This window comes from Noviherbaspirillum saxi, assembly GCF_003591035.1.
In the GTDB taxonomy this organism is placed as follows: domain Bacteria; phylum Pseudomonadota; class Gammaproteobacteria; order Burkholderiales; family Burkholderiaceae_D; genus Noviherbaspirillum; species Noviherbaspirillum saxi.
In genome coordinates, this window is sequence record NZ_QYUO01000001.1 from 898,009 (window position 1) to 923,914 (window position 25,906).

A 25,906-nucleotide genomic window follows, 5' to 3' on the forward strand; every position below is an offset into this window, starting at 1 on the left:
ATGGCCGCTTTCCCCTTCCAGAGTTGCCGGAAAGTTTTCAAACTGTCACTAAGAATAAGACTTGAGATTTGTCATGTGTGGCTTGGAGGTGAGTCCTATAGTTGTATGCCTCGTCGTGCTGTTCGTTACCTGACACTGATTGGATGTGTCCATGATCGTTCCGCTCTATCGATGCAAATTTATGAGCTTGGCAGTGTCTGCCATAGCCGTATTCTGCATAAACGCCAGTGCGGCTAAAGATGCGACTCCAGAGAAGATTGTCACGACTCTCCGTATTATCTATGGCGTCGATGGTCTTCGCTATTTCAGCAACAATGTCGATCTCAACGGTGATGGCAAGGCCGAGATTGTGGTGTATCCGGTAGGCCCTGGCGTCTGCGGCAGCGGAGGTTGCGACTTATTGGTCTTCTCCCCTCAGGAAAGTGGATATCGCCTGGTTTCCACGATCAGTGTGACCCAGCCCCCAGTTCACGTTGCCAAGGACAAGACATCGGGCTGGCGTGATCTACAGGTCGGAGTTGGAGGAGGAGGAGCAAAGGCGTCGCTCGTACAGCTCAGCTTCAACGGTAAGACCTATCCTACCAATCCTACTGTTTCTGGGCCCTTGGTGCGGTCAATCAAAAGCGCGGACGGAAAAGCCCTGATCGAAAAATTTTCCTCAATGGAAGAAGCTCAGGTGCTTGCAACCAATACCGCCAAGTCGTCTATTGAGGTGGCGACGATTCCATCATTCGATTGTGAAAAGGCAACAAATGCGGTTGAAAAATTAGTTTGCACCAATAAAGCACTGGCAGCACTCGATAAGAGTGTGGCAGATGAGTACCGCCTGGGCGTGTCCGCTAGCTCTGAATGGACCGACAGTGACAAGGAGGCGGAAAGGCAACGACAGCGAGGTTGGATCAAGGCCCGAAACGCCTGCTCGAAAGAGACTAAGATGGACAATTGCGTCACTGCCGCTTATCAAAAACGGCTCATCGAACTCCAGATCAGGAACGGTAAGCTCACAAGCGAAGCGCCTGTCGAGTACCGGTGCAAGGGGCGTGAAGATACACCCGTTAGTGTCGCCTATTATGCACAAACCAACCCGCCCGCAGCAGTCGTAACTGTAGGCAATCGACAGACCATCACATTCGCTACCCAAACGGCCAGTGGGGCTCGCTACACTGCCGCCGGAGTGGACCTATGGGAGCATCATGGCGAAGCGACATTGAAGTGGTACGGTACAGATATGGTCTGCCGGGCGCCATGAAAGGCCCTCGAAAGAATACAAGAAATTTTATCCTATCGACGTAGCTTAGATGAGAGGCCGGCCAGTCCGCAGCCAGTTGACAGCTAGTGCGTTAGGAGGCAGTCCTCTTTGCAGCCCATATATGCTTAGTTTCCTCACTTTGAGCCGCGCTTTCCAAGGAAGTCAAATGCTAGCAACCGCGTCTTTGAAAACCTTCTGTACATTGTTCCTTAGCGCACTGCTTATTGCCTGTTCAGCAGTCCCGGCCAACTTGTCTTCTTCTGGCTCAGACGCTGATCGGGCCGCCAAAACATTGACGCCCGTGGTGCTAAGCGGCACAAGGTGGCAATTGTTACGCTTTCAGGGTGGTGACGGCAGGACTCTGGTTCCTGACAAGGCAAGCTACATCATCGACTTCCAGAGCGATGGCCGTGTCAATGTGCGTTTCGACTGCAACCGGGGGAGCGGAACTTGGAAATCGTCAGACCCGAGCGGCCTTCAGTTTGGACCGCTGGCGCTCACGCGAGCGATGTGCCCGGAACCAGCCCTGCATGACCGCCTCGTTAAAGACTGGACATTCGTCCGGTCCTTTGTGATCAGCAATGGTCACTTATTCCTTTCACTCATGGCCGACGGCGGCATCTACGAGTTCGCACCGGCCCCGGCTTAACTCTCTGTTTTATTAACGTATGTACGCTGCGACTTCTTGGATTGCCGAGTACCTGACACCCGAACGCCAGCAGCGCCATAGTGTGTTGACGTGTACATGCCTCAGTTTTCGCGCATAACCAATTACTACACGTATGCAGATCAGTCGAGCTACAGCGGTGAAGATTGGAGTCGGGGCGATTAGCCTCATCCTCCTGCTTCAGGCATTCAATAGCTTTGCCTGTTACAAACATAACTTCAGCGATTATCTGCACGGTGTAATGATATTTCTTTTTATCCCGCTGCTTCCTGCTGTAATTTCACTGTTTTTGCCGAATGCGCTGCGAGCAGTAGGAGCCTGTGCGTGTCTGGCCCCCTGGCTAATCCTTGCATATTACGTGGACTGCATCAAACCATATACCGACGGTGGTGCATCAATGTCCTATATTGCGGTGCTTTTCTACGGGACACCGTGCGCAATTATTGGAGCAATCATTACCGGCCCTTTGACAAGGATGTTTGGAATTAATATTAATAAACGTTAACCGCAACGCAGAGTACAGCTGACTCAGCTTGAAATAATTGGACCGTGAGAACCCAGTCATCCCGTCTCGACGGAATCCCGGAGAGATCGATGGATGACGGTCGCCGGCATCGCGATACCTATCCCCTTCGACTTTCTGCAATTGCCCAGGTACGAAAACTTTCCAGCTCTGCCTGCTTTCGTGCGCTACGCGGATAAACCAGGTAGTAGGCAAAGTTAACCTTTAGCTTTTTTATCAGAACGCTGACGAGTTTGCCTTCCTGCAGTTCTTTTCGGATGAACGACTCACGGAGAAGGGCGACTCCGCGCCCCGCCAAAACAGCGTCCATCACGCCATTTCCGGTGAACACCGGTCCCTTGTCGTGGGTGACGCTCGTTGCTTTGAAAAGCGCTGCCCATACTTTCCAATCGTTGCGATCTTCATCATGCAGCAGACTGCAATGCCGAAGATCGTTGGCTGACTTCAAGGCTGGCAGCGACGCCAATAGCGACGGACTGGCGACCACAATCAATGGCTCATCCAGCAGTTTTTCACTGCATAGGCCAGGATACGTTCCCAAACCATGGAGAACCGCGACATCCACCTGATCCCGTTCGAAGTCGACAAGTTCATGCGAAATGTTGATGCGCAGATCGACGCCTGGACATTGCGCTGAAAAGTGATTCAATCTGGGTAGCAGCCACTGCAGAGCAAATCCCTGCGTGCAGCTGACATTAGGTTACATCCGCACGCAAGAGTGCATTTATACGCGGCCAGGGCTTCCGGTCACACGAATTCGCTGAGCTGCCTGTATCCCAGATCTCTCGTTTTTTCAAAGGAACCGACCAAAGCTCCCAGGTTAAATTTTTCCAATTGCCTCAAGACGGTTTGACGTACCTGGAGATTCGCCTGTGCGAGTAGAATATCGGTGCTCGTTTGCGTACGCTGTTCACAGGTTTTTCGCGCGTTATGCCCTGAACGATGCGTATGGCTTGTGGTGGACAAGACGACGTCGTCGACGAAGAAACACTCAAATATCTGTGCAAACGTAATGCTTTCCAACGGTCTCGCGCGCCTCCATAATCCAGTTGTGTCGAGTTCGCAGCTGACGATTCCGCCGTCGCACAACCGGTAGAGTATTGAAGTCACTATGTCGGGTTCGATACCCAAACTCGTCGCTACACACTGTGCGTTTGCACCTTTTTTCGCTGAATTGAGCGAAAGATCAGCGACTATCCTGACAGCGAGTTGAAATTCAGCTCCCAGACAATCCGTACTTGCGCGCAGACTTGCCAGTTCCGATACCGCGGTTGTTAGTAACTGCATACGATGATCTCCCAGCCGTCTCTAAAGCATGGTCACGTATTGCGGACGTACTGCTTCCGCATCCGCGATATTTTTGCATCTCTGAATAATTTGTTTTTGTCGAGATGGTGACGGAATTCTAAAAACTTATCGAATTTTCAGGTGATCAAAAGATAACTGCTTATTTTTCTTGATAAGCGAAATTGGAGACTGTCTGCCGCAAAAAGAAAGAAATGGCTCGGATTTTTTTATCAATGAAAAATCTCGTGCTGCATCTCCGCCCGATATGGAGCACTGCCGTCTGCCACACCCAGACTATGGCGTTCCCTGGTAGGGCGCTAGCCTCGCTAGAGGAAGAAGAAAAATGCGGCGACTGTCGTGGGTAGCAATGCGCCCAACAACAATCCACCGACGCCGATCGACTCATCATTGAAGCCGTTTCGCAGGAGGGCAACACCCGCCGGATTGGGCGCATTCGCAATAACGGTCAAGCCGCCGCCAACGACGGCGCCGGACACAAGCATGTATTTAGCTTGGTCCGACAAGCCTTCGATCAGAGAACCAAGATAGGTAAGCGCCGCGTTATCGGTAATCGCTGTCAGCGCAATCGCGCCGAAAAACATCGCGGTGGGTTCCAGGCTGGAGACGATCGGCTGCAACCACCATTGCTGCATACCTCCAAGAACGACCAGTCCGGCCAGAAAGAATCCGACCAGCAGCCCTTCCTTCAAAATCAACGGGCTCTGATATTGCGAGTAAGCCTGGGTAAAGCCTAGAAAAAACAGAAAGACGCCAAGAAAAATAACTGGGTGATGAGCGAATACCACCACGGCGGCGAGGAACAGCAGATGAATCACGCTGACCAGACGCGGCACAGTGGCTTCGCTTTCTTCTGCAGAAGCAGTATTCGTTTCTGCGAGATGCTTGCCAAGCAAAAAGGTCACCGCAGTTGCGTTGATCAAAACCGCGGCGCACGCCTTCCAGCCGAAGGTAGCGGCCATGAATGCACTATCCCAATTCCATTTTGCAGCGACCATCAACACCGGCGGAGCAGCAAATGAAGTGAGCGTGCCACCAATCGAGACATTCACAAACAGCACACCGAGAGCGCCGTACTTGATCCATTCCGGAACGCCTTGCCGGAAAACCACCGGCGCCAGCATGAGGGCCGCAAGCGTCATCGCGGCAGGCTCGGTAATCAGGGAGCCGATGAGCGGCACCAAGGCCATGCATAACCATGTTTGTGCTACAACGGTGCGGATAGGGGCAAGTCTGGCGAGCATGGAAATAAGGCTTTTCACTGCCTCAAGCACCGGGCGTGACGCAGCGACCACCATGATCACGAATACGAACAGCGGTTCCGTGTATTGACGCGACTCGGCATACTCGATCGCCTGCTTGCCGCCTTGAAGCAAGGCTATGCAGACGAGCAGGATAAACGCCCACAAGCCAAAGACGACTTCGATCTCGCCCAGCAAATGAAACAGACCGGCATGTTTGGGGCTGCGATCGGCCATGCGTTCAAATGACTTGGCGGCGAAGGTGTGCACAAGAGCGAGTGCAAACAGGACCGCTGCAACGGTATTGATGGTGTCCATGAATTTGTTATTTTCTGGTTGCGCTTGCGTGAGGGAACGAGGGGTGCAACAAGCTGCACGTCAAACGGCATGTGCCCGCCGACATTGCGGCAGTCCGGGAGTTGTATTGAGCCGATCCGGCCTCATGCAGTACACGCGAGGACGGATCGGACCGATGGCAGGCTTGAGCTGGAGAGAAGAAGTCCCGGCAGCTATGCTCGGCGCGCGTTCAAACGCCGCCGATGCACAGATATTTCATTTCCAGATATTCCTCGATACCGTACTTCGACCCCTCGCGTCCGAGACCGGATTGCTTGACGCCGCCGAACGGTGCAACTTCATTCGATATGATGCCGGTGTTGATGCCGACCATCCCGTACTCCAGCTTCTCGGCGACGCGCCATACACGGCCGATATCGCGCGAGTAGAAATAGCTGGCGAGGCCGAACTCGGTATCGTTGGCCGCGGCGATCGCTTCTTCTTCGGTCTTGAAGCGGGTAACCGCTGCGACTGGTCCGAAGGTTTCTTCGCGCATGATCTTCATGTCGCCCGTCACGTTGGCCAGCACGGTCGGTTCATAGAAGTGGCCACCCAGTGCATGCAGCTTGCCGCCGGCCAGCACGTTCGCACCCTTGGCGAGCGCATCAGCGACATGTTCCTCGACCTTGGCGATCGCCTGATCGTCGATCAGCGGACCTTGGCCTACGCCTTGTTCGAAACCGTTGCCGACCTTGATCTTCGCTGCGCCGGCCGCCAGTTTTTCGACAAACGCGTCATAGATCGATTCATGCACATAGAAACGGTTGGTGCAGACGCAGGTCTGGCCCGCATTGCGGTATTTCGAGACTAGCGCGCCTTCGACGGCGGCATCGATATCGGCGTCTTCAAATACGATGAAGGGCGCATGGCCGCCGAGTTCCAGCGCGAGTTTTTTCACCGTAGGAGCGCTTTGCTGCATCAGGATGCGACCGACCGGCGTCGATCCGGTAAAGGACAAATGACGAACGACGGGGCTGTCGCACAAGACCTTGCCGACGTCGATCGAACGCTGCGAATCGGCGGTGATAATGTTGATCACGCCGGGCGGCACGCCGGCACGGTGCGCCAGCTCGGCCAGGGCCAGCGCCGACAGCGGCGTCTGCTCGGCCGGCTTGATGACGATGGTGCAGCCGGCCGCAACTGCCGGAGCCACCTTGCGGGTAATCATTGCAATCGGAAAATTCCATGGCGTAATGGCCGCGCACACACCGATAGGCTGCTTGAGCACCACCATGCGCTTGTCGCTCCAGGTCGATGCCATTACATCGCCGGACACGCGTTTGGCTTCTTCCGCAAACCATTCGACAAAGCTTGCGCCATACATCACTTCGCCCTTGGCTTCGGGTAGCGGCTTGCCTTGTTCGGCCGTCATCAGCGCGCCGAGGTCGCCCGCGTGCAGCATCATCAGTTCAAACCACTTGCGCAAAACGGCGGCGCGCTCCTTGGCTGTCTTCGCGGCCCATGCCGGAAATGCCGCATTGGCCGCATCGATGGCGGCACGGGCTTCGTCCGCGCCCATGTTCGGGACGGATGCGATGGTGGCGCCATCGGCGGGATTCGTGACATCAAAAGTAGAGGCGGCGCCTACCCACGCACCGTTGAGGTAGGCCTGGTTGCGCAGCAGTGCGCCGTCGTTCAGTTTGGGCATGCCCTTGACCTGTTGCAGCATGATTGTCTCCTGGTCTTTTTTAAAAGAACAAGAATAGCGCAAAGCTCAGGGCGTCGTCGGCCCGATCGGCGGAGGAGGGCGCGCTGTGCTGGAACGTTGCACCGAGCGAACAAAATCGGCAAGACGCCGTCCTTCATGACTCGGATAGCTGTCGGCGGTGGCAAGTGCACGCACGCGGTCAAGGCGGAACGAGCGGAAATCGCTGCGCAGCTCGCACCATGCTGCAATCAGCCAGGTACCGCCAAAGAAATAGAGCGCCAGCGGCCATACGACGCGTTCCGACATCGCCGCTCCTGCATCGGCGTATTCCAGCTGCAACTTGCGACGCTGTCCGATGGCTTGCCGAATGGCTTCGAGCCGCTCGCCATGCAGGGGATCGATATGAAAGGCGGGGGCATACAGCGCGGTCGCTTCGACAAAATCGCGCTTTTCGCGCGGCAAGGCCAGCGTCACCTTGGCCAGCGCCGCCACGGCCGAGGCGGCGAGCTGGGGGCCGCCCCAGGCTTGCACCATGCGCATGCCGATGACCAGCGCATCGATCTCATCGGGGGAAAACATCAGGGGCTGCAAATCGAAGCCGGCCTTGATCCGGTAACCGACGCCAGCTTCGCCCTCGACCGGTACGCCCGACAGCGACAGGTCGCGGATGTCGCGATAAATGGTGCGCTCCGACACCGCCAGCCAGTCGGCCAGTTGCCTGGCCGTGGTCAGGCGGCGCGCACGCAAGTACTGCGCGATCTGGAACAGACGGTCGGCGCGGCGCATGGTTATCCTTTCCGACGCTTTGTCATGGGGAAGCACGTGTTGAAAGTGGACGCGGCAGGCATGCGTGCATTCTGGCAAACGGGCAGGCCGGCGTCCAGAGTCTGCTCGCTCTAATGTTCGGCGTGCAGCGCGATGCGATTACCTTCGGTATCCACGAAATGCGCAATGTATCCGAGTTCGCGCGGCAGTGCCATTTTCCCCATCAGCACGCGTCCGCCCGCAGCTTGTACCCGGCCAAGGACCGCATCGAGACCGGGTGTCGCATCGAGGTACAGCACTGCGCCATTCTCGTTGGGAACCAGATACCCGCCATGCGCGACACAGCCTACGCTCTGACCTTGGTCGTCGATGAAAATACCCATCGGCAAACTGCCGATATCTTCCACTTTCAGGCGGGTATCGAAGATGGTTTCATAAAAGCCGACAGCGCGTTTGAAGTCGACGGAAGGGATTTCAAACCAGTTGACTTTTGTTTGCATGATGCGCTCCTTGTTATTGAACGGTTGAATGCCGGTTGGCATAGGACGCATCATGCGACAGGGCTCCTGACAGCATTGTGTCAGGAGGCATTGTCAGGAATCTCTATCAGGAAGTTTTCGGCTTGGCCTCTTCGCGCCGGTTGAAGCCGGCCACCATGTCGAAGCGGAACAAACGGCATTCGAGCGCGCCATTGAAAAAAGGCGTCTTGCGCGATTCCTTCAGGCGCAGCAATTTCGGCAGGCCGAGGTCGGCGGTAAAGAGAAAAACCTTCCAACCCGGAAAGCGCTGCTTGAGCGTGGTGCTGAATGCGCTGTAGAACGCAGTCGCCATTTCGTCCGGCGCTTGCGTGCTGTCGCCGCGCACGCCGATACGCTCGCCATAGGGCGGGTTGGTCAGGATGACGCCGGGAATGCCGCTCGGCGGTTTGACCTCCTGCGCCTCGATTTGTTTGAGCGGGACGTCGAACTGTATGCCGGCGTTGGCGAGGTTGTTGCGCGCCATGACCACCATGTCGCCCGAGATGTCGCTGCCGAACAGCGTCGGCGCACGGGGCAGGGCATTGGGTTTGACCTCGTCCTTGATCGCCTGCCATTCATTGGGCTTGAAGCCGAAAAACTTTTCGAACGCGAACGAGCGCCGCGAACCCGGTGGAATGCCGGCCAGGATCTGCGCCGCTTCGATCAGTATCGTGCCGGAGCCGCACATAGGATCGAACAGCACCGTGCCCGGTGTCCAGCCGGATACCCGCAGCAGGCCGGCAGCAAGATTTTCGCGCAGCGGCGCATCGCCAGTTTCCTGGCGCCAGCCGCGCTTGAACAGCGCTTCGCCCGAGGTATCGAGGTAGATCGTGTAGCTGTGGGCATCGAGAAAGCCGACGATGCGCATGTCCGGCGTGCGGGTATTGACCGAGGGCCGTTTCTGGTACAGATCGCGGAAGCGGTCGCACACGGCGTCCTTGATCTTTAGCGTGGTGAATTCCAGGCTCTTGAGCGGCGACTTGATGGCAGTAAGGTCGACCCGGATCGTGTGATCGACGTCGAACCATTCTTCCCAGGGCTGGGCCAGCGTCAGGTCGTAGATGTCGTTTTCGTTGGCATACCCGGCTTGCGCGATGCGCAGCAGCACGCGCGAGGCAATGCGCGAATGCAGGTTGATGCGATAGCTGTCGGACAGCGAGCCGGAGCAGTGCACGCCGCCCGGTACCTGGTTATGAACTTTCAGCGTCTTGCTGTGCTGAGCGATTTCGTTGATCTCTTCTGCGAGCGCGGCCTCAAGCCCGCGCGGGCAGGGACAAAAATAAGAATGTGCCATGGGGAACCCTTTATCCGTGATGAATCAGTGCTGCTGTTGAACGCTGCCAATCCTTTGGCCTGCGCTTGTTGCCAGGTGTTGCGATATATATGCCTATGCCTTGAAGGCCCGTTCGACGAAATCCAGACGGTCCTGTCCCCAGTAGCCTTCGCCATTGACCACATACCAGGGCGAGCCGAATACGTTGGCGGCGATCGCTTCATCGGTGTAGCGATCGTATTCGCTCTGCACGCTGGCGGTCTCGGATGACTTCAGCAGCGCCTTGCCGTCATGCCCGCATTCGAGGGCGATGGCCGCGAGCGTATCGGCGTCGCCGACGTTTCTTTCCTCCGCCCATATCGCGTGCATGATCGCGCCAGTGATATGCAATGCGGCGTCAGTGCCGTGCGCCAGCCGGGTGGCAATGATCAGCTTTGCAGCCGGATCGCCGGGGACCGGGAAGAACTTCGGCTGCAGGTTCAGCGGAATCTGCAGGAACTCGCTCCAGCGCTTGAGCTCCACCAGGCGGTAAGCCTGGCGCTGCGGCGGGCGCTTGGCCAGCGGCAGTCCGCCGGACACGTTGAATACCTTGCCGAGATCGCAGGGTTTCAGATCGATCTGTACGCCGTACTGCTTGGTCAGCGCGACGAAACGCTCATGGCCCAGATACGCCCACGGCGATTGCGGCGCGAAAAAATATTCACAAACCTTGGCCATGCCGTTCTCCTGAAGAGGTTGAATGGTCCGGGCTTAGAGCGCTTTCACCCTGACCAGCTCGTCGATCCCGGTCGCCTTGCCCCCGGCACGGCGTTGCATCTCCTTGCCATGGCTCGCCATGTCGCGTCGCTGCGCCTTGTGCCACGGGCAATCCGCCTCGGCCTCGACTGAGCCGGTCAGGGTGAAAGCGCTCTAGAATGGCTTGACCACGACCAGGATCGTTACAAGCAGCAAACCGATGACCGGCACTTCGTTGAACCAGCGATACCATTTGTGGCTGCGGACATTGCGGCCGTTCTCAAATTTCTTCAGCAGCGAACCGCAAGCATGGTGGTAGCCGATCAGCAGCACGACGATGGTCAGCTTCGCGTGCAGCCAGCCGTTGCCCGGGCCCTTGCCGATGCCATAGCCGAGCCACAGCCACAGGCCCAGCAACAAGGCGGGAATCGCCAATATCGACATGAAGCGATACAGTTTGCGGGCCATCAGCAGCAGGCGCGTGGTGGCGGTCGCATCGGTTTCCATTGCCAGATTGACGAAGATGCGCGGCAGATAGAACAGGCCGGCGAACCACGAAGCGACAAATACGATATGCAGTGCCTTGACCCAGAGCATGCTCATTCCCGCACTTCGCCGTGGCCGAACACCACGTATTTCAGCGAAGTCAATCCTTCAAGTCCGACCGGGCCGCGTGCATGCAGCTTGTCGTTGGAAATGCCGATCTCGGCGCCCAATCCGTATTCGAAGCCATCGGCGAAACGTGTCGATGCATTGATCATCACCGACGCCGAGTCGACTTCGCGCAGGAAGCGCATCGCGCGGCTGTAGTCTTCGGTCACGATGGAATCGGTATGCTGCGACGAGTAGGTGTTGATATGCTCGATCGCTTCATCCATATCGCCGACTATCTTGACCGAGAGAATCGGCGCGAGGTACTCGGTGCTCCAGTCTTCCTCGGTAGCAGCAACCAGCCTTGGATAGGCGGCCAGGATAGTGCGCGCTTCATCGTCGCCGCGCAATTCCACTTCCTTGGTGTCGTACAGTTCGGCCAGCTTCGGCAGCACTTGCGCCGCGATGCCGCGCGCCACCAGCAGGGTTTCCATCGTGTTGCAGGTGCCGTAGCGATGGCACTTTGCATTAAACCCTATTTTCAGCGCTTTTTCGATGTCGGCCTTGTCGTCGATATACACATGGCAAATGCCGTCGAGGTGCTTGATCATCGGCACCTTCGATTCCTTCATCAGGCGCTCGATCAAGCCCTTGCCACCGCGCGGCACGATCACGTCGACATACTGGGGCATGGTGATCAGTTCGCCGACGGCGGCGCGGTCGGTGGTTTCGATGATCTGTACTGCGTCTTCCGGCAGACCGGCGCCGGCCAGTCCAGCCTTCACCAATTTTGCCAGTGCCTGGTTGCAATGAATGGCTTCGGAACCGCCACGCAGGATGGTCGCGTTGCCGCTCTTGATGCAGAGGCCGGCGGCATCGACGGTGACGTTCGGACGCGCCTCATAGATGATGCCGATCACGCCGAGCGGCACGCGCATCTGGCCGACCTGGATGCCGGTCGGGCGATATTTCATGTTGGACATTTCGCCGATCGGGTCGGACAGCGCGACGATTTGTTCCAGGCCTTCGGCCATGGTCGCGATTGCCTTGTCGGACAGGGTCAGGCGATCCAGCAGCGCCGGCGCAAGGCCGTTGGCGCGTGCGGCTTCCAGGTCTTTCTGGTTGGCGGCGCGCAGGGCGTCCGCCTGGTCACGGATGGCGGCGGCGATCAGCGACAGCGCCTTGTTCTTGGCGCCGGTATCGGCCTTGGCCATCGCGCGCGATGCCTTGCGTGCGCGCTGACCAACTTCGTTCATGTAGTGCTTGATGTCCATGTGTTGACTCTTGTAAATGCAGAATTCCCGGAGGGACTCCATGTAGATCGTAACCGCTCGCGCATCGCCGTTTTGCTCTCCTTGCAGGGCTATGCTATGCACATAAGCTTGTAATACATTGGATTGCTTGCATGCGGGTACCGACAGCTGACTTGCCAATGTCTTTTCCCCGTCGTCCTCGCGAAGGCGGGGACCCATAAGCCGGATGACCAAGCAAGCTCACATGGGTCCCCGCCTTCGCGAGGACGACGGGAGGCGTATGCAGCACGACCGACCACCAATACCCGCCAGCCTACCCCCGCGCCACCTTCAACCCCAACTGCAGCAACGCATCCCACGCATCCCCCGCGAACGCCTTTGCTCGTAATCCCTTGACCATCTTATCGATTTGCGCCGCTTCCTGCAGCGCCGTTTCCAGCGTCGACAGCTTCAGCCGCCGCAATGCCGGCTCCATCAGCCGCTCGCGCGGTCCCCAGATCCGGTATTCCTTGAGCAGCATGCCGACCGACTTTCCTTGCGCGGTGCCGGCCTTTATCTTCAGCAAGGTGCGGATTTCTTCCGCCATTGCCCACAGCACCAGCGGCAGCGCTTCGCCTTCGCCTTTCAAGCCTTCTATCATCCGCACCAGGCGGGCAGTGTCGCCCGACAGCATCGCTTCATTCAGCTTGAACACATCGTAGCGGGCGACGTTCAGCACTGCATCCTGCACCTGTTCGAACGCTAGCTTGCCTTCCGGATAGAGCAACGCAAGCTTTTGCAATTCCTGATGCGCGGCGAGCAGATTGCCTTCGACCCGGTCGGCGATGAAGTCGATGCCTTGTCTGTCCGCACTCTGTTTCTGCGCGGCCAGCCGTGTCCCTATCCATGCCGGCAACTGCGCGCGCTCGACCAGAGGAATGTCGATGTACACACCGGTTTGCTGCAGCGCTGCCACCCAGGCCGCCTTCTGCGTCTGCCAGTCCAGCTTCGGCAGCGTAATCAGCGTGACATTGTCCGGATTGAGCGCGCCGACATATTCCTGCATCGCCTGGCCGCCATCCTTGCCGGGCTTGCCGGTCGGGATGCGCAATTCGATCAGCTTGCGGTCGCCGAACAGGGATTGCGACTGGTTTGCCGCCAGCAGCTCGCCCCACTTGAAGCTGCGCTCGACGATCAGCACTTCGCGTTCCGAGTATCCCCGCGCCCGCGCGGCCTTGCGGATCTTGTCCGCGGCTTCGAGCGCGAGCAGATGCTCGTCGCTGGTGATCACATATAGTGGAGCAAGCGATTTCGCCAGATGCGTATCGAGTGCGTCAAGCCGTAATTGCATCCTTGTCCCGTTTGACAGTCATACCGATCAGTTCGCGATCAGGCCGGCTTGAGCGCAGCCATGCGGCGCAACACCTGTTGCACCGCGTCCGACTGCATGTCGCGATACAGCAAGTCTTCTTCCTTTTCCTTGGCGATCACTTGCGACTCGTTGAAACTGATATCGCGCTTCAGGATGATTTCGGTGGCCGGTAGCAATTCCTTTTCCGCGCTGTCCTTCACGCGAAAACGCATCCGGTAGTACAGCGAATACTCACGTATGCGGCCCTGGGTATTGAGCGACAGCGTCGCCTTTTCGCGCGCTTCACTCAATACATCGATGATCGCTTCAGCCTGGCGCGGGTCGGCAACAATAGCCGTGTTGCCACTGGCCCGGATGTAACGCTTGAGCTCGACACCGAGGGGGGACGATTCCGGCACGCCGATGTATACCGTCTTGAACGGCAGGGCCGATTTGCCATCCGCGCCGCGCAGCTGGAAGCCGCAGCCCGAGAGCGTGGCGGCGGCCGCCAGCGTAAGAAGCAATACCGCGCGTCGTGTCATCGGTTCTCCGGATCTCATGCAACGATATTGACCAGCTTGCCTGGCACGATGATGACTTTCTTCGGTGTGCCTTCGACAAACTTCTTGACGTTTTCATTGGCCAGCGCCGCCGCTTCGATCGCTGCCTTGTCGGCTTCCTTAGGCACCTTCACGCTGCCCCGCAGCTTGCCGTTGACCTGCACCATCAGTTCGATTTCCGCCTGTTCCAGCGCGCTTGCATCGACCTGAGGCCACGGCGCGTCGAGGATGTCGCCATGCACCTCGGACAGGCCGAGTTCGCCCCACAATACATGCGTGATGTGAGGAGCAACCGGATTCAGCACGCGCAGGAAGATCGACAAACCTTCGGCAATGACCGCGTTCGATGCCGTGGAATCATCCAGCTTGGCCGCTTCCAGCGTGTTGAGCGTCTTCATGCAAGCCGACACCACAGTGTTGTACTGGATACGCTTGAAGTCGTGGTCGGCCTGCTGCAGGATCTTGTGGATTTCGCGGCGTAAAGCCTTGTGTGTTTCCGGCAGCGCAGCGAAGTCAGCATCGCTTGCTGCAGCAATGCGGCCAGCCTGCGCATGGGCAAATGCCCACACGCGGCGCAGGAAGCGGTTCGCGCCTTCCACGCCGGCACCCGACCATTCCAGTGTCTGTTCCGGCGGCGACGCAAACATCGTGAACAGGCGCGCGGTGTCGGCGCCGTACTGGTCGATCTGTGCCTGCGGGTCGATGCCGTTGTTCTTGGACTTCGACATTTTTTCGGTGCCGCCGATTTCGACCGGCTTGCCGTCGGACTTGAGCAATGCGGACACCGGACGGCCCTTGTCATCGAAGCTCAGTTCGACATCGGCCGGATTGAACCAGGTCTTCTTGCTGCCGGCGTCTTCGCGATAATAGGTTTCATTGAGCACCATGCCCTGGGTGAGCAGGTTGACGAAAGGCTCGTCGAACTTGACCAGGCCGAAGTCGCGCATCACCTTGGTCCAGAAGCGCGCATACAGCAGGTGCAGCACCGCATGTTCGATGCCGCCGATATACTGGTCCATCGGCATCCAGTAATCGTTGCGCGAATCGACCATCGCTTCGTTGCTGCCCGGCGAGCAATAGCGCATGTAGTACCAGGACGAATCGACGAAGGTATCCATGGTGTCGGTTTCGCGCCGCGCCGGCTTGCCGCACTGCGGGCAATCGACGTGCAGGAATTGCTCATGCTTGTTGAGCGGATTGCCGCTGCCGTCCGGCACGCAGTCTTCCGGCAGCACGACCGGCAGATCCTTCTCGGGTACCGGAACATCGCCGCAAGTACCACAATGGATGATGGGGATCGGGGTGCCCCAGTAGCGCTGACGGGAAATACCCCAGTCGCGCAGGCGGTAAGTGACCTTCTTTTCGCCCAGGCCCTTGGCCGCGAGATCGGCTGCAACTGCATCGACCGCAGCCGCATAGTTCAAGCCATCGTACTTGCCGGACGCGACGCAGACGCCATGTTCCTTGTCCGCATACCATTCTTCCCAGGCGTCGGTCGAATAGCTCTTGCCTTCGACCGCGATAACTTGCTTGATCGGCAGATCATATTTTTTCGCGAACGCGAAATCGCGCTCGTCGTGACCCGGCACACCCATCACCGCGCCGTCGCCATAGGTGATCAGCACATAGTTGCCGACCCAGACCTCGACCTGCTCGCCGGTCAGCGGATGTGTGACGAACAGCCCGGTCGGCATGCCTTTCTTTTCCATCGTCGCCATGTCGGCTTCGATTACGCTGCCTTTCTTGCATTCGGCAATGAAGTCGGCGAGTTGCGGATTGCTTCGGGCGGCATGGGTTGCCAGCGCATGTTCCGGCGCAACCGCGCAGAAGGTGACGCCCATGATGGTGTCGGCGCGGGTCGTAAAGACCCACAGCTTGCCGTCATTGATCGCTTGGCCTTCGGCATCCTTGATGTCATGCGGGAACGCGAAGCGCACACCGGTCGATTTGCCGATCCAGTTGGATTGCATGATGCGCACGCGCTCAGGCCAGCCCGGCAGCTTGTTGTCGACGAAGTCGAGCAATTCTTCCGCGTAGGAGGTGATGCGGGCGTAGTACATCGGGATTTCGCGCTTTTCGATCAGCGCGCCGGAGCGCCAGCCGCGTCCGTCGATCACCTGTTCGTTGGCGAGCACGGTCTGATCGACCGGATCCCAGTTTACGGTACCGGTTTTCTTGTAGATGATGCCTTTTTCCAGCATCTTGAGGAACATCCACTGGTTCCACTTGTAGTAATCCGGCTTGCAAGCGGTCATTTCACGCGACCAGTCGATCGCCAGGCCCATCGACTGCATTTGCTGCTTCATGTACTCGATGTTCGAGTAAGTCCACTGCGCAGGCGGAACGCCATTGGCCATCGCGGCGTTTTCCGCGGGCATGCCGAATGCATCCCAGCCCATCGGCATCAACACGTTGTAGCCGTTCATCCGCAGGTAGCGGTACATCACGTCATTGATCGTGTAATTGCGCACATGGCCCATGTGCAGCTTGCCGGACGGGTAGGGCAGCATCGAGCAGGCATAGAACTTTTTCTTGTCCTGGCCGTTCTTGTCTTTGGCGTGTTCGACGGTCTTGTATGCGTCGATCGCGGTCCAGTGGTCTTGCGCCGCTTTTTCGACGTCGCCGGGGAGATATTTTTCTTGCATGACGGATGATGCTGAAAGTGAAATTGAACCCGTCATTATACTTGCTCGCCGGGAGCTGTTGCCGGCAACGGCAGCGGGAATTTCGCCGCAAAATCAATGCGGATGCGGTTTCAAGTCAGCGCAATACCAGGTCGACCGCCGGTTTTTCACCGTTTTCCGCAAATAACTGGTTGACTTCGGCGCTGCACTCTTCCAGTGCCGCAAGAATCTCGGGCGCGTCGCGCCGCAAGACATCGGAGTGAAGAATCTGGATCTGCAGCAGTTCGTCAGGGTGCAGAACGAAGGACGACATCCCGTCGCCGTCGCGCAGTCCGCTCAGGCAATCGATCCAGGCATCCATGTTGTTGCCGTAGAACTCAGGGAAGCCGAAAGCCGCCTTGCAGGTGCGGTGGAATCCAGCCCAGTCGGACATTGTGCGGCCATCGAGTTGTACGGCAGGCATGAAATTATTGTTTCTCTTTGGCGTCGGTCACGAAACCCATCTTGGTCATGCCGTTGTTCTGTGCGGTGGCCATGACTTGCGCAATGATTTCGTACCGTGTGGATTTGTCGGCGCGCAGCTGCAGGTCGGGTTGCGGCTGCTTCTTTGCTGCGACAGCCAGCCGGTTGCCGAGTTCCTGCTGCTCGATCGGGTCGTTGTTCCAGAAAATCGTGCCCTCGCCATTGATGGACAGTGAAATGGTTTCCGGTTTTTCCGGCGAGGCCGCCGATTGCGCATTGGGCAAATCGAGCTTGATTGCGTGGGTAAACAGCGGCGCGCTGATAATGAAAATCACCAGCAGCACCAGCATCACGTCCACCATCGGCGTGACATTGATATCCGCCATCGGTGCCTGCTTCTTGTCGTCGTTGAATCCGCCGAATGCCATGATGGTCCGCTCCGCTTGTGCTTTACTTGCCGACGCGCGCGCCGGTGGTCAGGTAGGCGTGCAGATCGTGTGCGAAGGCGTCGAGTTCCGCCAGCGTGACGCGATTGACGCGGGTGAATGCGTTATAGGCAAGCACCGCGGGAATGGCCACCACCAGCCCGAGCGCCGTCATGATGAGCGCTTCGCCCACCGGCCCGGCCACCTTGTCGATCTGTACCGTGCCCGCAGTCGATACCGCAACCAGCGCATGGTAGATGCCCCATACCGTACCGAACAGGCCGACGAAGGGAGCGGTGGAGCCTACCGATGCCAGCAAGGTCAATCCGCTTTCCAGCCGCGAGGAAACGCGGTTGATTTCCTGGCGCAGGGTGCGTGTGATCAATTCTCCCGGGTCGACATTCGCATTGAGCGAGCCTGCCTGAGCGGTGACATTGGCCGCTTCGGCGCTTTGCACGGCCAACGGCGCATACACTTGTTCGCTGTCGGCGTTCTTGACGATGGCGATGGCGTCGGTGAGCGTCGGCGCTTTCCAGAAGCCGTCGAGCGCGCCCGCGCTTCTGCGGATCCGCCATGAGCTCCAGGCCTTGGAAAAAATGTAATACCAGCTGACGACGGACATCAGCAACAGCAGGTATGCCACCGAATGCGTGACTGCATCGCCTTGGGCCCAGTAATGCGCGAATCCGAGTGTTTCGTTCATGGTGATCGTGAAATGTAAATTAGTTTTGCAGTTTAAACGGAATAGGAATCAGAAACCATTCACTGACCGGCTTGCCGTCGCTGGTTGCCGGTTCGAAGCGCCATGATTGGACCGCGTTTTTCGCCGACTGGTCGAGCAGCGGCGACCCGCTGGAAGTCCGGATTTCGACCGTGCCCGCATTGCCGTCGGCCTGCACGAATACGCGCAGTAACACGGTGCCTTCCTCTTCCATCTGGCGCGACATCCTTGGATATTCGGGCTTGCGGTTGCTTGCCGCATAACGGGCGGGAATCGATACCGGTGTTTTTGCGACAGGAGCAGGCGCCGGAGCTGGCGGCGCCGGTGGGGCCTGCACAACGGTGGTGTTCGATGGTGTCGGCTTGGCGTCGAATGACACTTCCGGTGTTTGAGCACGCGGTGCGGGCGTTTCTTTCGGTACCGGTTTGGGTGTCTGTTTGCGTTCGATGCGCGGCCTGGGCTCGGGTGGCGGCTTGACCGGCGGCTGTGCTGGCGGTTCGGGTAGCGGTTCGGGTGGCGGGGGTGGGGCAGGCGCCACCGGCAACGGTGCCGGCGGCGTCGGTTCCAGCAACGCCACTTCCATGGGTTTGGGCGGCGTGTCAGGCTTTTTCTTTCCAGTCAGTCCGGGCAGTACAATGCCTATCAACGCCGTATGCAGCAACAGGGCGGCGATAGCGGGAATGACCGATGCCGATCGCATGCGGGTTCCGGTGTTCGTCCGCCGTGTTGTCAGTGTCCGCTTACAGTCCGAGCACGGCCTGCATATCGTACAGGCCGGTCTTCTTGTCCGCCAGGAAGCGCGCGGCGCGCAAACTGCCCTGCGCATAGCTCATGCGGCTGGACGACTTGTGCGAAATCTCGATACGCTCGCCGATGCCGGCAAAAAGCACGGTATGGTCGCCGACGATGTCGCCGCCGCGGATGGTGGCAAAACCGATCGAAGAAGGATCGCGTTCGCCGGTCACGCCTTCGCGCGCATAGACGGCCACATCCTTCAGATCGCGGCCGATCGATTCGGCGATGACTTCGCCCATCTTCAATGCCGTGCCGGAGGGCGCATCGACTTTGTGGCGGTGATGCGCTTCGATGATTTCGATGTCGTAGCCGTGTGAAAAGTTTTTTGCCGCCATCTGCAGCAGTTTCATCGTCACGTTGACGCCGACACTCATGTTGGGTGCAAACACGATGGCGGTCTTTTCGGCGGCAGCGGCAATCGCCGCTTTTCCGGCGTCGTCGAAGCCTGTCGTGCCGATGATCACCTTGATGCCGTGCGCTGCGCAGTACTCCAGATGTTTCAGTGTGCCTTCAGGGCGAGTGAAGTCGATCAGGAATTCCGCATTTGCAAGCCCGGCAGCCAGTTCGGATTCGATCGCAACATTGGCCGGCTTGCCGAGAAATGCCGCGGCATCGGTGCCGATGCTGGGCGATCCAGGCACGTCGAGTGCTCCGGCCAGCACCGCATCGTCGGCATTTTGCACGGTTTCAATCAGCATGCGGCCCATGCGGCCAGATGCACCTGCGATGGCAATTTTCAATTGACTCATGATGGCTAGAAATTATTTGGCCGGTTTAGAGCCGGCGATGAATGCAAGATATTCCTGCTCGGTGGGCAGGGTGCCGCCGTCGATGCTGGCCAGGCGGTTATCCTTGAAAAATACCGAGACGCGGCTGGACAGCACTTCGCCTGTGCGCTTCTTGAGACGGAAGACATAATCCCAGCGGTCGGCATGGAAAATATCGGTCAGCAGTGGCGTGCCGAGTACGAAACGGACCTGCTCGCGTGTGACGCCTTCAGGACGCTGCATGCCTTCCTTCAACTGGGCGACCATTTCGCGGGAAACAAAATTGCCTTGCTGGATATCGACCCGATAAGGGGAAAAGACGCCGAGAAAGCGTTGCACGCCGGTCGGTCCGGTGGAGGTGACGCCGCTTGTCGGCGTGTTCGTTGCAGTGGCGGCTTGTGCAGATGCGGCTTCAACCGGTTTTCCCGCTGCTGCGGGCACCGCCGGTTCTTCCATCAACGGATTTTTCGATGCACATCCTGCCAGGCACATTGCAAGCGCCAAGCCTGCCACGCCGCTAACCGACGGTGTACGATCCAGTAAAGCAAACAACATTCGCATAGTGGGTCTCAATTCATTGAGCAATTGGGCCAAAACGCTATATGATAAAGCAGATAACCAGATTCCGACTAACAACATGCCTAGCAATCCTTCCGAACTGAAAGCCAGCGGACTCAAAGCAACCCTTCCGCGGCTCAAGATCCTTGATATTTTCCAGAACAGCTCTGTACGGCATCTGAGTGCCGAAGATGTGTACAAAATTTTGCTTACTGAAAATATGGATGTTGGTTTGGCAACGGTATACCGGGTCTTGACCCAGTTCGAGCAAGCCGGCCTGCTGCACCGTAATCATTTCGAAACCGGAAAAGCGGTCTTTGAATTGAACCAGGGTTCGCATCACGACCATCTGGTTTGTCTCGATTGCGGCCGCGTCGAAGAATTTTTTGACGCTGAAATCGAAAAACGCCAGCAAAGCGTTGCGAACGAGCGCGGCTTCCAGATTGCCGAACATGCGTTGGCGCTTTACGGTCATTGCACCAAGACCGATTGTCCGCATCGGAATCGATAGGCATAGCGGTCGATGATCTCTTTGCCGCGCGTATGACTATCGACACCAGAAGCTTCCCGCGCAAGATCATGCGCTGTCAGGCGATTGTCGTGATTCCGGGTGTGACGCCGATAAGTGCCCGCACGCTGGACATTTCACTCGGCGGCGTGAGTATTGTCATCGCCGAACAATTACGCGTCGGTCAGGAATGCAAGGTGGGATTCGAAGCGCCGCTGAATGGCAAAACCGTCAGGGTGATGGGCGCCGCGAAAGTGGTCTACAGCATACTGAGCGGCGCAGACGGCTTTCGGGTCGGCATGCAGTTTCTCAAGCTGGATCCCGCCAATCACAAGACGGTTGCCGAGCTGATGATGGGGTGAGGCCGGCATGCTGTGACGCAAATTGCGCGCGGCCAGCCGGAGGGTTCAGGTATGGCTGAGCGCGTTGGACAGCAGTTTCGCAGTGATATCGACAATCGGGATCACGCGCTCATAAGCCATGCGTGTCGGACCGATCACGCCAAGCGTACCTACAATCTTGCCATTGACTTCATAGGGTGCGGTGACCACGCTCATTTCATCGACAGGCAAGAGTTGTGAATCGCCGCCGATGAAAATCTGCACGCCGGCTGCTTTGCTGGAGACGTCGAGCAATTGCATCAGGCTGGTCTTTTGTTCGAACAGGTCGAACAGCTTGCGCAGCGAAGTCATGTTCGACGCCAGGTCGGTCACGCTGAGCAGGTTGCGCTCGCCGGAAATCACCATATCCTCGCCGCCCTCGGCCATGGCATCGCTGCCGGCCTCGACCGCCGCCTGCATCAGGCGCGTCATGTCATCGCGCAGCTGACGCAATTCTCCCTGCAGGCGAGTGCGAATTTCATCGAAACCCAGACCGGCGTAATGCTGGTTGATGTAATTGGCCGCCTGGATCAGCTGCGACGGCGTGTAATCGACGTCGGTCAGCAGCAATCTGTTCTGTACCTCGCCATTGGGAGCGACGATCACCAGCAGGATGCGCTTTTCCGACAGGCGCAGGAATTCAATCTGCTGGAAGATCGACTCGTGGCGCGGCGTCATGACCACGCCGGCAAATTGCGATAGCGACGACAGGATCTGCGCTGCATTGGAAATGATTTTTTGCGGCGACTTCAACTGCAGTCGCAGCTGCATCTTTGCTTCGACGGTCAATTCATCGATCGACTGCACGGTCAGAAGCGTATCGACAAATACCCGGTAACCACGCGGAGTCGGAATGCGTCCGGCCGACGTATGGGGGCTGGAGACGAATCCCATTTCCTCCAGGTCCGCCATGATGTTGCGAATGGTCGCGGGCGACAATTCAAGCCCGGAAATCTTGGAAAGCGCACGTGAACCGACTGGCTGCCCATCGGCGATATATCGTTCTACCAATGCTTTCAGCAAAGTTTGTGCGCGAGTATCGAGTTGCATACAGTTATTCTATGCGATGCAAGGCGGCAGGTGCCACCTTCTGTTGCCATCCAACGCCATAAAAAACTTGATTGTTATCAGAGTTTTACCGTTCCGGCTTTACTGGTTGTTACGCAGCCAGTCTTCCAATTCGAACAAGTCCGCGCAGATTGCATCCGGTGTAACGCCATCCGGCAGGGTGCGAACCGGTTCAAGTTCCCTGCGGTTCATCCAGGCGGCACGCAATCCGGCTTTTTGCGCGCCATCCACATCGAGCCAGGGATCGTCACCTACATAGATTGCTTCTTGTGGCTCTACTTTCAAGGCCTCGCAAGCGGCATGGAATATTGCGGCGTCCGGTTTCGCGCAGCCAAAACTGTGCGCCGCCACGGTGGCGTCGAACAGATGAGCAATACCGATCGCATGCAGATCGGACACACCGTTCGATACCGACGCCAGCGCGTAACGATGCCGCAGGCTGGTCAGCGACGGGGCGACATCGGCAAACAGCGGAACTTCGTTGCGGGCGCGGGAAAACACATGCATTGCCTGATCGACCATGCCCGGGTCCTCGCCGGCTGCAGTAAAGGCTTCTATCAGTACTGCATGCCGCAGCGCGCGCAGATCGAGCTGGTACACCGGATCGCTGTCCATCAAGGCTTGGCGCCGCGCGCGCATGCCGTCGATTGAAACGCGGTCGGCGACGCTGGGCACATGGGTTCTCAGCCATTCGAACAGCAGGTTTTCCGCGCGCTTGATGACCGGAACGATGGGCCACAAGGTATCGTCCAGGTCAAACAGCACGGCTTTGATTGTTGACATATCGGGTCCAGGGATCGGTTTCAGAGAGAATTCATGACTGCGCTAACACTCGCTTCCTGTAACAGGTACTGAAATTATGGTCTAATCTCCAGCATGTTGCCTGCCACGCCACCCTCCCGACCGCTTGCTTTCCAGACCATTGCCGTCATCGGCAAGTATATGGCTGCCGGCATTGAACAATCGCTCTCCGACATCGCCGCTTTCCTTTTGGAAAAGGGGCATAAGGTTGTGCTTGAAGCCGAGACCGCCCGCAACGTCGATTTGCCGGGCGTCGAATCGATGACGCCGCAGGAAATCGGCCAGCATGCCGACGTCGCAATCGTTGTCGGCGGCGACGGAACCATGCTGGGCATTGCCCGCCAACTCGCACCTTATCAGGTGCCGCTGATCGGCATCAACCAGGGCCGCCTCGGTTTCATGACCGATATCTCGCAAGACAGCATGATCGCTGTCCTGACCGAAATGTTGCGCGGCAATCTGGAGTCCGAGCAGCGAACGCTGCTTGAAGGTACGGTATTGCGTGACGGACAAGCGATTTTTCATGCATTGGCGTTCAACGACGTCGTGGTGTCGCGCGGTCCGACCACCGGCATGGCGGAACTCAAAGTCGAAGTGGACGGGCGCTTCATGTACAACCAGCGCTCCGACGGTCTGATTATCTCCACGCCCACCGGTTCCACCGCCTATGCATTGTCCGCGGGCGGGCCGCTGCTGCATCCCAGTCTGTCCGGCATTTCCCTGGTGCCGATTGCGCCGCATGCCTTGTCCAACCGGCCTATCGTGGTGCCCGATTCCAGCAATATCGTGATCGAAATCATGGGTGGCCGGGATATCAGCGTCAATTTCGACATGCAGTCGCTGGCAAGCCTGCAACATCACGACCGTATTGTGGTGCGTCGGTCCGCCCACACCATTACCTTCCTGCATCCGCAGGGCTGGAGCTATTACGATACCCTGCGTGAAAAGCTGCACTGGAATGAATATCCGTCAGTCACGGGGAAGTTAAAATAGCGGCCTTGCATCCGATCACCATGGCAAACAGGGAGGGCGCTGCAACCTCAGGTCGCAGCAGCTGCCCGATGCGCCATGATTTATACGATTGAAATAAAAACATGTTGCGCACACTTTCGATACGCGATTTTGTCATTGTCGATTCGATCGAACTGGAATTCGCACCGGGCTTTACCGTGTTTACCGGCGAGACCGGCGCGGGAAAATCCATCCTGATCGATGCCCTCGCGCTTGCTCTTGGCGGGCGCGGGGACGCCAGCGTCGTGCGCGAAGGTGCGGCCAAGACCGACATCACCGCCGAGTTCAGTACTGCACCGGAGATCGAGGACTGGTTATCCGAACACGAATTTGGCAATGAAGACGGCGGAGTCCTGATGCGACGGGTGATCGACAATGCCGGCCGCTCCAGGGCATTCATCAACGGTGTCGTCGCGACTGCCTCGCAACTGCGCGAACTCGGCGAAATGCTGGTCGACATCCATGGTCAGCATGCGCACCAGTCGCTGCTCAAGACCGATGCACAGCGCGTGCTGCTGGATAGCCAGGCTGGCTTGCTGGAAGACGCAAAAGCCGTTGCCTTCGCCTACAAATCCTGGCGCGCGCTGGCCAGACAAAGAGAAGAATTCGAGGCGAATGCAAAGAGTGTGCTGCTGGAGCGAGAACGGCTGGAATGGCAGGTCGGCGAACTGGAAAAGCTGGCGGTCAAGCCGGGCGAATGGGCCGAAATCAGCACCGAGCACAGCCGGCTGTCGCATGCGGCCAGCCTGATCGAAGGGGCGCAGGAAGCGCTCGATGTGATATCGGAATCGGATACCGGCCCTATCCTGTCGCAATTATCTTCGCTGGTACTCAAGCTGGGAAAGCTGGCCGATATCGATAATGCGCTCAAACCGGTGGTCGAAGCGCTTGAGCCTGCACGCATCCAGTTGCAGGAAGCGGTGTATGGACTGAATGACTATCTCGGTCGCGTCGAACTTGATCCCGAGCGCCTGCATGCGGTTGAGGCCAGGCTGGATGCGATTCACTCCACTGCACGCAAATTCCGTGTCGCACCGGACGATTTGCCGCAGGAATACGACAGCCTCTCGGCCCAGCTCAGGCAGTTGGCGGATGCAAGCGATCTCGATGCAATGCGGGCACAGGAAGAGAAGCTCAAGGACGCCTACATGAACGTGGCGCAGAAGCTGTCCAAGGCGCGCGCCAAGGCTGCCAAGGCGCTGGGGCAGGCAGTCAGTGCGGCGATGCAGGACCTGAGCATGGCAGGCGGGCGTTTCGACGTCGCGCTCAATGCCTGCGAGCCGGCCGCCTATGGGATCGAACAGGTGGAATTTCTGGTGGCGGCGCATGCCGGCACTTCCGCGCGGCCGCTGGCCAAGGTCGCTTCGGGTGGTGAACTTGCGCGTATCTCGCTCGCCATTTCCGTCATTACCTCCAGCGCCACGGCAACGCCGACCCTCATCTTCGATGAAGTCGACAGTGGCATTGGTGGCGGCGTTGCCGAAGTGGTGGGGCGCCTGCTCAAGCGCCTGGGGCAGGATCGACAGGTATTGTGCGTTACGCATTTGCCGCAGGTCGCCAGCCAGGCCAACCAGCATTTTCAGGTCAGCAAGCGCAGCAGTGAAGGCCGGACGATGTCGAACATCGATGCACTGGACGCCAAGACGCGTATCGAAGAAATCGCCCGCATGCTGGGCGGTATCGAAATCACCGCGACCACGCGCAAGCATGCGCGCGAATTGTTGGCTTCCTGAGGCTGGGTTCCTGAACCGCCAACCTACATTCCCGATGATTCGACCGGACTTCAAGGCAA

At 58.0% G+C, this 25,906-nt stretch carries 27 protein-coding genes and 1 pseudogene; 7 read left to right on the top strand and 21 right to left on the bottom strand.

Going from position 1 to position 25,906, the window contains the following annotated elements; genetic code table 11:
- Nucleotides 1–151: 151 nt before the first annotated feature.
- From D3871_RS04330 to D3871_RS04340, 3 genes are all read left to right on the top strand, one after another.
- The gene (locus D3871_RS04330; RefSeq protein ID WP_119767780.1) at nucleotides 152–1,249 is read left to right on the top strand and encodes an MliC family protein; all 1,098 of its coding nucleotides are present in this window, start codon (nucleotides 152–154) and stop codon (nucleotides 1,247–1,249) included.
- Between the two features lie 166 nt (nucleotides 1,250–1,415).
- Nucleotides 1,416–1,898, top strand: coding sequence for an META domain-containing protein (locus D3871_RS04335; RefSeq protein WP_158597866.1), 483 nt, complete (start codon nucleotides 1,416–1,418; stop codon nucleotides 1,896–1,898).
- Nucleotides 1,899–2,055: 157 nt separating this feature from the next.
- Nucleotides 2,056–2,421 (top strand): Na+:solute symporter, encoded by a 366-nt coding sequence (locus tag D3871_RS04340; RefSeq protein WP_147376744.1) that lies wholly within the window; start codon nucleotides 2,056–2,058, stop codon nucleotides 2,419–2,421.
- Nucleotides 2,422–2,539: 118 nt separating this feature from the next.
- Here D3871_RS04340 and D3871_RS04345 read toward each other — a convergent pair.
- From D3871_RS04345 to D3871_RS31520, 19 genes and pseudogenes are all read right to left on the bottom strand, one after another.
- Nucleotides 2,540–3,121 (bottom strand): annotated as a pseudogene (locus tag D3871_RS04345) (LysR substrate-binding domain-containing protein); the annotation flags it as partial.
- A 65-nt stretch (nucleotides 3,122–3,186) separates the two neighbouring features.
- Nucleotides 3,187–3,726: an Rrf2 family transcriptional regulator gene (locus D3871_RS04350; RefSeq protein ID WP_119767784.1), complete on the bottom strand. Its 540-nt coding sequence runs from the start codon at nucleotides 3,724–3,726 to the stop codon at nucleotides 3,187–3,189.
- Nucleotides 3,727–4,052: 326 nt separating this feature from the next.
- On the bottom strand, nucleotides 4,053–5,303 hold the full coding sequence (locus tag D3871_RS04355) for a putative Na+/H+ antiporter (RefSeq protein ID WP_119767785.1): 1,251 nt from the start codon (nucleotides 5,301–5,303) through the stop codon (nucleotides 4,053–4,055).
- Between the two features lie 208 nt (nucleotides 5,304–5,511).
- Nucleotides 5,512–6,969 carry an NAD-dependent succinate-semialdehyde dehydrogenase gene (locus tag D3871_RS04360; RefSeq protein WP_420799654.1) on the bottom strand — a complete coding sequence of 486 codons (1,458 nt, stop codon included), beginning with the start codon at nucleotides 6,967–6,969 and terminating at the stop codon, nucleotides 5,512–5,514.
- A gap of 66 nt (nucleotides 6,970–7,035) precedes the next feature.
- On the bottom strand, nucleotides 7,036–7,755 hold the full coding sequence (locus tag D3871_RS04365) for a helix-turn-helix transcriptional regulator (RefSeq protein ID WP_119767787.1): 720 nt from the start codon (nucleotides 7,753–7,755) through the stop codon (nucleotides 7,036–7,038).
- 110 nt (nucleotides 7,756–7,865) lie between these two features.
- A complete protein-coding gene (locus D3871_RS04370; RefSeq protein WP_119769881.1) occupies nucleotides 7,866–8,234 on the bottom strand; it encodes a VOC family protein in 369 nt (122 codons plus the stop codon).
- Between the two features lie 106 nt (nucleotides 8,235–8,340).
- Entirely contained in the window at nucleotides 8,341–9,546 is a 1,206-nt protein-coding gene (locus tag D3871_RS04375) for a THUMP domain-containing class I SAM-dependent RNA methyltransferase (protein WP_119767788.1), read from the bottom strand.
- A gap of 93 nt (nucleotides 9,547–9,639) precedes the next feature.
- Complete coding sequence (locus D3871_RS04380) at nucleotides 9,640–10,242, bottom strand: 2-hydroxychromene-2-carboxylate isomerase (RefSeq protein ID WP_119767789.1); 603 nt, start codon at nucleotides 10,240–10,242, stop codon at nucleotides 9,640–9,642.
- A 192-nt stretch (nucleotides 10,243–10,434) separates the two neighbouring features.
- Nucleotides 10,435–10,857 (bottom strand): CopD family protein, encoded by a 423-nt coding sequence (locus tag D3871_RS04385; protein WP_119769883.1) that lies wholly within the window; start codon nucleotides 10,855–10,857, stop codon nucleotides 10,435–10,437.
- Between the two features lie 2 nt (nucleotides 10,858–10,859).
- On the bottom strand, nucleotides 10,860–12,167 hold the full coding sequence (locus tag D3871_RS04390; RefSeq protein ID WP_420799655.1) for a glutamate-5-semialdehyde dehydrogenase: 1,308 nt from the start codon (nucleotides 12,165–12,167) through the stop codon (nucleotides 10,860–10,862).
- A 250-nt stretch (nucleotides 12,168–12,417) separates the two neighbouring features.
- On the bottom strand, nucleotides 12,418–13,434 hold the full coding sequence (gene holA / locus D3871_RS04395; RefSeq protein WP_119767790.1) for a DNA polymerase III subunit delta: 1,017 nt from the start codon (nucleotides 13,432–13,434) through the stop codon (nucleotides 12,418–12,420).
- Nucleotides 13,435–13,472: 38 nt separating this feature from the next.
- The gene (locus D3871_RS04400; protein WP_119767791.1) at nucleotides 13,473–13,976 is read right to left on the bottom strand and encodes an LPS-assembly lipoprotein LptE; all 504 of its coding nucleotides are present in this window, start codon (nucleotides 13,974–13,976) and stop codon (nucleotides 13,473–13,475) included.
- Between the two features lie 14 nt (nucleotides 13,977–13,990).
- Nucleotides 13,991–16,639, bottom strand: a complete 2,649-nt coding sequence (leuS, locus tag D3871_RS04405; RefSeq protein WP_119769884.1) for a leucine--tRNA ligase — start codon at nucleotides 16,637–16,639, stop codon at nucleotides 13,991–13,993.
- Between the two features lie 115 nt (nucleotides 16,640–16,754).
- On the bottom strand, nucleotides 16,755–17,081 hold the full coding sequence (locus tag D3871_RS04410) for a barstar family protein (protein WP_119767792.1): 327 nt from the start codon (nucleotides 17,079–17,081) through the stop codon (nucleotides 16,755–16,757).
- Nucleotides 17,082–17,085: 4 nt separating this feature from the next.
- Nucleotides 17,086–17,508 (bottom strand): ExbD/TolR family protein, encoded by a 423-nt coding sequence (locus D3871_RS04415; protein WP_119767793.1) that lies wholly within the window; start codon nucleotides 17,506–17,508, stop codon nucleotides 17,086–17,088.
- 22 nt (nucleotides 17,509–17,530) lie between these two features.
- Nucleotides 17,531–18,208 (bottom strand): MotA/TolQ/ExbB proton channel family protein, encoded by a 678-nt coding sequence (locus D3871_RS04420; protein ID WP_119767794.1) that lies wholly within the window; start codon nucleotides 18,206–18,208, stop codon nucleotides 17,531–17,533.
- A 19-nt stretch (nucleotides 18,209–18,227) separates the two neighbouring features.
- Nucleotides 18,228–18,926, bottom strand: coding sequence for an energy transducer TonB (locus D3871_RS04425; RefSeq protein ID WP_119767795.1), 699 nt, complete (start codon nucleotides 18,924–18,926; stop codon nucleotides 18,228–18,230).
- 40 nt (nucleotides 18,927–18,966) lie between these two features.
- Nucleotides 18,967–19,770, bottom strand: coding sequence for a 4-hydroxy-tetrahydrodipicolinate reductase (dapB, locus tag D3871_RS04430; RefSeq protein WP_119767796.1), 804 nt, complete (start codon nucleotides 19,768–19,770; stop codon nucleotides 18,967–18,969).
- A 12-nt stretch (nucleotides 19,771–19,782) separates the two neighbouring features.
- Nucleotides 19,783–20,127: an outer membrane protein assembly factor BamE gene (locus D3871_RS31520; RefSeq protein WP_338016831.1), complete on the bottom strand. Its 345-nt coding sequence runs from the start codon at nucleotides 20,125–20,127 to the stop codon at nucleotides 19,783–19,785.
- A gap of 298 nt (nucleotides 20,128–20,425) precedes the next feature.
- Here D3871_RS31520 and fur point away from each other — a divergent pair, with 298 nt between their 5' ends.
- Entirely contained in the window at nucleotides 20,426–20,857 is a 432-nt protein-coding gene (gene fur, locus D3871_RS04440; RefSeq protein ID WP_119769885.1) for a ferric iron uptake transcriptional regulator, read from the top strand.
- 32 nt (nucleotides 20,858–20,889) lie between these two features.
- A complete protein-coding gene (locus D3871_RS04445; protein ID WP_147376745.1) occupies nucleotides 20,890–21,216 on the top strand; it encodes a PilZ domain-containing protein in 327 nt (108 codons plus the stop codon).
- A gap of 45 nt (nucleotides 21,217–21,261) precedes the next feature.
- On the opposite strand, the gene hrcA is transcribed toward D3871_RS04445, so the two are convergent.
- Nucleotides 21,262–22,284 (bottom strand): heat-inducible transcriptional repressor HrcA, encoded by a 1,023-nt coding sequence (gene hrcA / locus D3871_RS04450; RefSeq protein WP_119767798.1) that lies wholly within the window; start codon nucleotides 22,282–22,284, stop codon nucleotides 21,262–21,264.
- A gap of 99 nt (nucleotides 22,285–22,383) precedes the next feature.
- Complete coding sequence (locus D3871_RS04455) at nucleotides 22,384–23,085, bottom strand: HAD family hydrolase (protein ID WP_119767799.1); 702 nt, start codon at nucleotides 23,083–23,085, stop codon at nucleotides 22,384–22,386.
- Between the two features lie 93 nt (nucleotides 23,086–23,178).
- Here D3871_RS04455 and D3871_RS04460 point away from each other — a divergent pair, with 93 nt between their 5' ends.
- The gene (locus D3871_RS04460) at nucleotides 23,179–24,096 is read left to right on the top strand and encodes an NAD kinase (RefSeq protein WP_119767800.1); all 918 of its coding nucleotides are present in this window, start codon (nucleotides 23,179–23,181) and stop codon (nucleotides 24,094–24,096) included.
- A gap of 101 nt (nucleotides 24,097–24,197) precedes the next feature.
- Complete coding sequence (recN, locus tag D3871_RS04465; RefSeq protein ID WP_119767801.1) at nucleotides 24,198–25,847, top strand: DNA repair protein RecN; 1,650 nt, start codon at nucleotides 24,198–24,200, stop codon at nucleotides 25,845–25,847.
- The last annotated feature ends 59 nt before the right edge of the window (nucleotides 25,848–25,906 follow it).

What these genes read in the sequence shown, in the direction of transcription:
- D3871_RS04330 (WP_119767780.1), top strand. Translation starts at nt 152, where the DNA reads ATGATCGTTCCGCTCTATCGATGCAAATTTATGAGCTTGGCAGTGTCT.
- D3871_RS04390 (WP_420799655.1), bottom strand. Translation starts at nt 12,167, where the DNA reads ATGGAGTCCCTCCGGGAATTCTGCATTTACAAGAGTCAACACATGGAC.
- D3871_RS04360 (WP_420799654.1), bottom strand. Translation starts at nt 6,969, where the DNA reads ATGCCCAAACTGAACGACGGCGCACTGCTGCGCAACCAGGCCTACCTC.
- D3871_RS04355 (WP_119767785.1), bottom strand. Translation starts at nt 5,303, where the DNA reads ATGGACACCATCAATACCGTTGCAGCGGTCCTGTTTGCACTCGCTCTT.
- holA (WP_119767790.1), bottom strand. Translation starts at nt 13,434, where the DNA reads ATGCAATTACGGCTTGACGCACTCGATACGCATCTGGCGAAATCGCTT.
- D3871_RS04385 (WP_119769883.1), bottom strand. Translation starts at nt 10,857, where the DNA reads ATGCTCTGGGTCAAGGCACTGCATATCGTATTTGTCGCTTCGTGGTTC.
- D3871_RS04420 (WP_119767794.1), bottom strand. Translation starts at nt 18,208, where the DNA reads ATGAACGAAACACTCGGATTCGCGCATTACTGGGCCCAAGGCGATGCA.
- D3871_RS04410 (WP_119767792.1), bottom strand. Translation starts at nt 17,081, where the DNA reads ATGCCTGCCGTACAACTCGATGGCCGCACAATGTCCGACTGGGCTGGA.
- D3871_RS04370 (WP_119769881.1), bottom strand. Translation starts at nt 8,234, where the DNA reads ATGCAAACAAAAGTCAACTGGTTTGAAATCCCTTCCGTCGACTTCAAA.
- D3871_RS04455 (WP_119767799.1), bottom strand. Translation starts at nt 23,085, where the DNA reads ATGTCAACAATCAAAGCCGTGCTGTTTGACCTGGACGATACCTTGTGG.
- D3871_RS04380 (WP_119767789.1), bottom strand. Translation starts at nt 10,242, where the DNA reads ATGGCCAAGGTTTGTGAATATTTTTTCGCGCCGCAATCGCCGTGGGCG.
- D3871_RS04365 (WP_119767787.1), bottom strand. Translation starts at nt 7,755, where the DNA reads ATGCGCCGCGCCGACCGTCTGTTCCAGATCGCGCAGTACTTGCGTGCG.
- D3871_RS04350 (WP_119767784.1), bottom strand. Translation starts at nt 3,726, where the DNA reads ATGCAGTTACTAACAACCGCGGTATCGGAACTGGCAAGTCTGCGCGCA.
- D3871_RS04425 (WP_119767795.1), bottom strand. Translation starts at nt 18,926, where the DNA reads ATGCGATCGGCATCGGTCATTCCCGCTATCGCCGCCCTGTTGCTGCAT.
- leuS (WP_119769884.1), bottom strand. Translation starts at nt 16,639, where the DNA reads ATGCAAGAAAAATATCTCCCCGGCGACGTCGAAAAAGCGGCGCAAGAC.
- D3871_RS04460 (WP_119767800.1), top strand. Translation starts at nt 23,179, where the DNA reads ATGTTGCCTGCCACGCCACCCTCCCGACCGCTTGCTTTCCAGACCATT.
- hrcA (WP_119767798.1), bottom strand. Translation starts at nt 22,284, where the DNA reads ATGCAACTCGATACTCGCGCACAAACTTTGCTGAAAGCATTGGTAGAA.
- recN (WP_119767801.1), top strand. Translation starts at nt 24,198, where the DNA reads ATGTTGCGCACACTTTCGATACGCGATTTTGTCATTGTCGATTCGATC.
- fur (WP_119769885.1), top strand. Translation starts at nt 20,426, where the DNA reads ATGCCTAGCAATCCTTCCGAACTGAAAGCCAGCGGACTCAAAGCAACC.
- D3871_RS04335 (WP_158597866.1), top strand. Translation starts at nt 1,416, where the DNA reads ATGCTAGCAACCGCGTCTTTGAAAACCTTCTGTACATTGTTCCTTAGC.
- D3871_RS04445 (WP_147376745.1), top strand. Translation starts at nt 20,890, where the DNA reads ATGACTATCGACACCAGAAGCTTCCCGCGCAAGATCATGCGCTGTCAG.
- dapB (WP_119767796.1), bottom strand. Translation starts at nt 19,770, where the DNA reads ATGAGTCAATTGAAAATTGCCATCGCAGGTGCATCTGGCCGCATGGGC.
- D3871_RS04375 (WP_119767788.1), bottom strand. Translation starts at nt 9,546, where the DNA reads ATGGCACATTCTTATTTTTGTCCCTGCCCGCGCGGGCTTGAGGCCGCG.
- D3871_RS04400 (WP_119767791.1), bottom strand. Translation starts at nt 13,976, where the DNA reads ATGACACGACGCGCGGTATTGCTTCTTACGCTGGCGGCCGCCGCCACG.
- D3871_RS04415 (WP_119767793.1), bottom strand. Translation starts at nt 17,508, where the DNA reads ATGGCATTCGGCGGATTCAACGACGACAAGAAGCAGGCACCGATGGCG.